6 protein-coding genes and 1 pseudogene are annotated in these 5,530 nt (G+C 69.4%); 5 read left to right on the top strand and 2 right to left on the bottom strand.

What is annotated here, in order from left to right; all coding sequences use genetic code 11:
• The 5 genes and pseudogenes from D8Y23_RS16115 to D8Y23_RS16095 all read left to right on the top strand — a co-directional run.
• Nucleotides 1-411: pseudogene (locus D8Y23_RS16115) on the top strand (ABC transporter ATP-binding protein); the annotation flags it as partial.
• Nucleotides 408-1,088: an ABC transporter permease gene (locus tag D8Y23_RS16110; protein ID WP_128219051.1), complete on the top strand. Its 681-nt coding sequence runs from the start codon at nucleotides 408-410 to the stop codon at nucleotides 1,086-1,088. The pseudogene D8Y23_RS16115 and the gene D8Y23_RS16110, both read left to right, overlap by 4 nt.
• Entirely contained in the window at nucleotides 1,085-1,840 is a 756-nt protein-coding gene (locus D8Y23_RS16105) for an ABC transporter permease (RefSeq protein WP_128219050.1), read from the top strand. Before D8Y23_RS16110 ends, D8Y23_RS16105 begins: the two co-directional genes overlap by 4 nt.
• A gap of 34 nt (nucleotides 1,841-1,874) precedes the next feature.
• A complete protein-coding gene (locus D8Y23_RS16100; protein WP_128219049.1) occupies nucleotides 1,875-2,786 on the top strand; it encodes an ABC transporter substrate-binding protein in 912 nt (303 codons plus the stop codon).
• Nucleotides 2,787-2,997: 211 nt separating this feature from the next.
• Entirely contained in the window at nucleotides 2,998-4,788 is a 1,791-nt protein-coding gene (locus tag D8Y23_RS16095) for an ABC-F family ATP-binding cassette domain-containing protein (protein WP_128219048.1), read from the top strand.
• 18 nt (nucleotides 4,789-4,806) lie between these two features.
• Here the strand turns inward: D8Y23_RS16095 and D8Y23_RS16090 are convergent, their stop codons facing one another.
• Nucleotides 4,807-5,319: a hypothetical protein gene (locus D8Y23_RS16090; RefSeq protein ID WP_128219047.1), complete on the bottom strand. Its 513-nt coding sequence runs from the start codon at nucleotides 5,317-5,319 to the stop codon at nucleotides 4,807-4,809.
• Nucleotides 5,316-5,530: MarR family winged helix-turn-helix transcriptional regulator (locus D8Y23_RS16085; protein WP_428844487.1), on the bottom strand; the 215-nt coding region annotated here is incomplete at its 5' end. The genes D8Y23_RS16090 and D8Y23_RS16085, both read right to left, overlap by 4 nt.

Genomic DNA, 5,530 nt, shown 5'->3' with positions numbered 1-5,530 from the left:
GGCCAGCAGCAGCGCGTCGGCGTCGCCCGCGGCCTCGCCGCCGACCCGAACATTCTGCTGATGGACGAGCCGTTCGGCGCGGTCGACCCGATCGTCCGCGATGAGCTGCAGCAAGAACTTCTCCGCTTGCAGAGCGACATCGGCAAGACCATCGTCTTCGTCACGCACGACATCGACGAGGCGTTCCTTCTCGGCGACCAGGTCGTGCTGCTCGAGAAGGGCGCCCACGTCGCGCAGGTGGGCGCGCCGAGCGAGATCATCGAGAACCCCGCGAGCGACTTCGTCGCGAGCTTCATCGGCGCGGTGAAGGGCAAGCGCGCTCTGCACCTGAAGCAGACAGCGCAGGGAACCGTCGTCGTGGATGCCGAGGGTCGCACGCAGGGTGCCCTCGTGGAGGATGCGCGCCCGTGACGTGGGTGGTCAACAACCTCGGCCTGATCGGCGAGATGACGGTGCTGCACCTGCGGCAGAGCCTGATCGCGCTGCTCGTGGGTTTCGTGCTGAGCATCCCGCTCGGCTGGTTCGCGTGGCGGTACCGCCTCGTGCGCAGCAGCGTCATCACGATCACGGGGCTCCTGTACACGATCCCCTCGCTCGCGCTGCTGATCCTGATGCCGGTCGTCACCGGCTGGTACTCGATCGTCAGTGAGACGAACCTCATCGTGGCGCTCGCGATCTACGCGGTAGCGATCCTCGTCCGCGCCGTCGCCGACGGACTCGATTCGGTCGACGCGGGCGTCCGCCAGGCGTCCACCGCGATCGGGTACGGCTCGTTCCGGCGCTTCTGGGCCGTGGAGTTCCCCCTCGCCGGCCCCGTGATCCTCGCCGGGTTGCGCGTGGCGTCCGCGAGCACGATCGCCCTCGCGACGGTCGGCATCCTGGTCGGCATCCAGAACATCGGCTACCTGTTCACGAACGGTCTGCAGCGCCGCATCATCCCCGAGGTGTTCGCCGGGGTCGTCGCCGTCGTCGTGATCGCGCTCGTGATCGACCTCCTCCTGGTCATCGCGGGCCGCCTCCTCATGCCGTGGACGCGCCGGGTCACGACCCCCGCGCGTCGCGCCACCCGGACGGCGGTGACCGCATGAACCTCTTCGGTGACGCCATCTCCTGGATCTTCTCCGGCGACTCGGGGCAGTTCGACTCCATCCCCGTCGCCATCGGCGTGCAGCTGCTCTACACGGTGATCTCGGTGGTGATCGCGGCGGCGATCGCGGTGCCGCTGGGCTGGTACATCGGCCACACCGGCAAGGGGCGCGAGATCGCCGTGTCGATCTCGGGCGCAGCCCGCGCGATCCCGTCGTTCGGCCTGCTGATCCTGTTGACGCTGCTGCTCGGCGTTCTGCACAAGCCCGAAGCGGCGGTCATCTCGTTCGTCGTCCTCGCGATCCCGTCGCTCCTCGCCGGCGCCTACACGGGCTTCGAGGCGATCGACCGCCGGGTCATCGACGCGGGCCGGTCGATGGGCATGACCGAGTCCCAGATCCTGTGGCGCATCGAGGTCCCGCTCGGGCTCCCGCTCCTGGTCGGCGGTATCCGGGCCGCGACGCTGCAGGTGCTGGCGACCGTGACGATCGCGGCCTACATCGGCCTCGGCGGACTCGGACAGTACATCATCGCCGCCATCCCGCTCCGTCGCTTCGACATCCTCATCGGCGGCGCTCTCCTCGTCGCCGTCCTCGCGCTCGTCATCGACGGACTGTTCGCCCTTCTCCAGCACCTCGTCGTGCCCCGCGGCATCCGTGCCGCCGGTGCCACCTCGCCGCGCGCGCGGTCCGCTCGCCAGCGGCGCGCCGAAGCCCTCGCCGTCGGCGCACCCGCGTCGTCGACGACCTCCTGACCCACCCGACTCCCACCACCAGAAAGAGGAACCCATGTTCACAGCACGAACTCGCAAGGGTCTCGGCGTCCTCGCCGGACTCGCGGTCGCCTCGCTCGCCCTCGCCGGTTGCGGCGCCTCGAGCGATCCCCTGAGCGGCGGCGGCGACGCCAGCGCCTCCTCCGACGAGATCGTCGTCGGCTCGCAGGCGTACTTCTCGAACGAGATCATCGCCGAGATCTACGCCCAGGCCCTCGAGAACTCCGGTCTCACGGTCAAGCGCCAGTTCCAGATCGGTCAGCGCGACGCCTACATCCCGCTGCTCGAGGACGGCACCGTCACGGTGTTCCCGGAGTACTCCGGCAACCTGCTGCAGTTCTTCGACGCCGAGACCACGGCACGTACCTCGGAAGAGGTCTACGCCGCCCTCCCCGACGCCCTCCCCGAGGGGCTCGAGGTGCTCGACCAGTCGTCGGCCACCGACCAGGACTCGTACACCGTGACGGCCGCCTTCGCCCAGGCGAACGGCCTCACCACGATCGCCGACCTGTCCAAGGTCACGACCGGCCTGACCCTCGGTGGCAACGCCGAGCTGGCCGAACGTCCGTACGGTCCGGAGGGCCTGAAGTCGACGTACGGCGTCGACGTGCAGTTCTCGCCCACCGGTGAGACCACGGTCGACGACCTCGTCGCCGGCACCATCCAGGTCGCCAACGTCTACACCGCCGACCCCCGGATCCAGACCGACGACCTCGTCACGCTGGAAGACCCGGAGGGCCTCTTCCTCGCGTCGAACGTGGTTCCCGTCGTGAACTCGAACGTCGCGTCGCAGGTGTCCGACATCCTGAACGAGGTCTCCGCCGCCCTCACGCCCGAGGGCCTCGTGGAGCTGAACGTGAAGTCGACCGTCGACCAGCAGTCGTCGGCCGACATCGCGCGGGAGTGGCTCGCGGCCAACAACCTCTGAGCACACGCCACACCAGCGGGGCCGTCCGGGATTCCGGGCGGCCCCGCTGCGCGTGCCCCCCGGGATCCGAGGCCGTGCGTGGCACGGCTGCGGCTCCGGCATTCGCGAGACTGCACGCGCCTGACGAACCAGCGACATCCTGCAGCGGAGTTGTCGGGCAGATGAAGTCTCGGCGTGGGGGAGGGGGCAGGCCGCGTAGCCTGGGATGGATATGGCACATCTGCTCGGGGGCGAAGCCCTGCACCTGGAATACCCGACCAAGGTCGTGTTCGACTCCGTCTCTCTCGGCGTGAACGAGGGCGACCGCATCGGCATCGTCGGCCGCAACGGCGACGGCAAGTCGAGCCTGCTCGGCATGCTCGCCGGCATCCGGGAGCCCGACGGAGGCCGCGTGACCGTCCGCGGCGGCGTGACGGTCGGGGTCCTCGACCAGCAGGACACGCTCGAGGACGACGACACCATCGGGCACGCGGTCGTGGGCGACCGGCCGGAGCACGAGTGGGCGGGCGATGCGCGCACGCGCGACGTCATCGCAGGTCTCCTGGGCGACCTCCCGTGGGACGCGCGGCTGGGCGGCCTGTCCGGCGGCCAGCGGCGCCGCGTCGCGCTCGCGCGTCTGCTCTCCGGCGACTGGGACGTGCTGTTCCTCGACGAGCCCACGAACCACCTCGACGTCGAGGCCATCACGTGGCTCGCCGGCCACCTCAAGCGGCGGTGGGCGCCGAGCGCCGGTGGGCTACTGGTCGTCACGCACGACCGGTGGTTCCTCGACGAGGTGTGCAACACCACGTGGGAGGTGCACGACCGGATCGTCGAGCCGTTCGAGGGCGGCTACGCGGCCTACATCCTGCAGCGCGTCGAACGCGACCGCCAGGCGGCCACGATCGAGGAGCGCCGGCAGAACCTCGCCCGCAAAGAGCTGGCGTGGCTGCGTCGCGGAGCGCCCGCCCGCACCTCGAAGCCCAAGTTCCGCATCGACGCCGCGAACGAGCTCATCGCCGACGTCCCCGAGATCCGCGACCGCGTCGCGCTGCAGTCCCTCGCCGTCGCGCGTCTGGGCAAGGACGTGGTCGATCTCCTCGATGCGGGTGTGACGTACGGCGAGCACACCGTTCTGAAAGACGTCGAGTGGCGCATCGCGCCCGGAGAACGCACCGGCATCCTGGGCGTCAACGGCGCCGGCAAGTCGACCCTGCTGAGTCTTATCACCGGCACGCTCGAGCCGACCACGGGTCGGGTCAAGCGCGGCAAGACGGTCAAGGTCGCGACCCTGACCCAGCGTCTCGACGAACTCGAGCAGCACATGGACGACCCCGTGCGCGTCGTCATCGCGGGCCTCAGGACCACGTACTCTTTCGGCGCGGGTTCGAAGGCGCAGGAACTGACGCCCGGCCAGCTCCTCGAACGTCTCGGGTTCTCGAACGCCCAGCTGTCGACGCCCGTGAAAGACCTGTCGGGTGGACAGAAGCGCCGGCTGCAGTTGTTGCTCGTCCTGCTCGATCAGCCGAACGTGCTGATCCTCGACGAGCCGACGAACGATCTCGACACCGACATGCTCGCGGCGATGGAAGACCTGCTCGACTCCTGGTCTGGCACGCTCATCGTCGTCTCGCACGACCGGTACTTCCTCGAGCGCGTCACCGATCAGCAGTTCGCGATCCTCGACGCCCGGCTGCGGCACCTCCCCGGCGGGGTGGACGAATACCTGCGGCTCCGGGCTCTCCAGGATGCCGAGCCCTCGCGCTCGACGAGCGTGGAGGCCACGGCATCCCCGGGTCTCCAGGGCGCGGATCTTCGCGCCGCGCAGAAGGAGGCGTCCGCCACGGAACGGAAGATCGAGAAGCTGCAGGCCCAGATCGACCGTGCCAAGGCGTCACTGGCCGACCACGATCAGTCCGATTACGTCGGGTTGGGCAAAGAGATGCAGCGCATCAGCGAATGGGAGGCCGAGCGCGACGAGCTCGAGCTGCGCTGGTTCGAGCTCACCGAGACGATCGGCTGAGCCCGCCCCGGGCGGAGCTCAGTGGAAGCCGTACTCGAGGATGACGATGAAGATGCCGAGCATCGCCGTCGCCACGGCCCCGAGGATGCGCCCGAGGAACGGAGCACGACGGCTCTGGAACGCGTGATAGCCGAGGACGGCGAGCACGATGAACGCCGTCAGCAGGCAGTTGTCGACCGCATCCTCGAGGGTCGCCCCGGCCAGGTCGGAGACGACCAGCACGATCACCGACGGCACCGACGCGTAGAGCATGCCGGCGCCGTGACGGATCGCGTTGCGGAGGGCCGCGCGGAACCCGTGCTGCGAGTGCTCGGTCAGGGTGTGCGCGAACACGTGCGCGATGAAGAAGACGACGAGGCTCGCGACGGAGGTGGCGAGCATGTCCTCGATGCTCTCGGCGTGATCCTCGGCGATCGTCACGAACGCGGTGAAGACGATGAGGCCGTAGATGGCGGCGGGGGAGCGGAAGCGCACGTCGAACCAGGCCAGCACACGCTGCCCGCGAGACGGGGATGCCACGGGCTCGCTCATGCGTCGAATCCTAGGCTGAGCTTGCGCAGCAGCGTCGCCAGGCGGTCGCGGTCGCCGCGTGACAGCCCCCCGAGCAGGAGTGCCTCGGCGTCGACGAGGCGGGTGATCGCGGCATCCACGCGCACGCGACCATCGTCGGTCAGGGTCACCAGGATGCTCCGTCCGTCGCCGGGGTCGGCCTCGCGTCGGACGAACCGGCGGGCGACGAGCC

It is taken from the genome of Microbacterium enclense (assembly GCF_004022425.1).
Classification (GTDB): domain Bacteria; phylum Actinomycetota; class Actinomycetes; order Actinomycetales; family Microbacteriaceae; genus Microbacterium; species Microbacterium enclense_A.
Note: the sequence above shows the minus strand (reverse complement) of the source record. Positions and strands in the feature narration are given on the sequence as shown.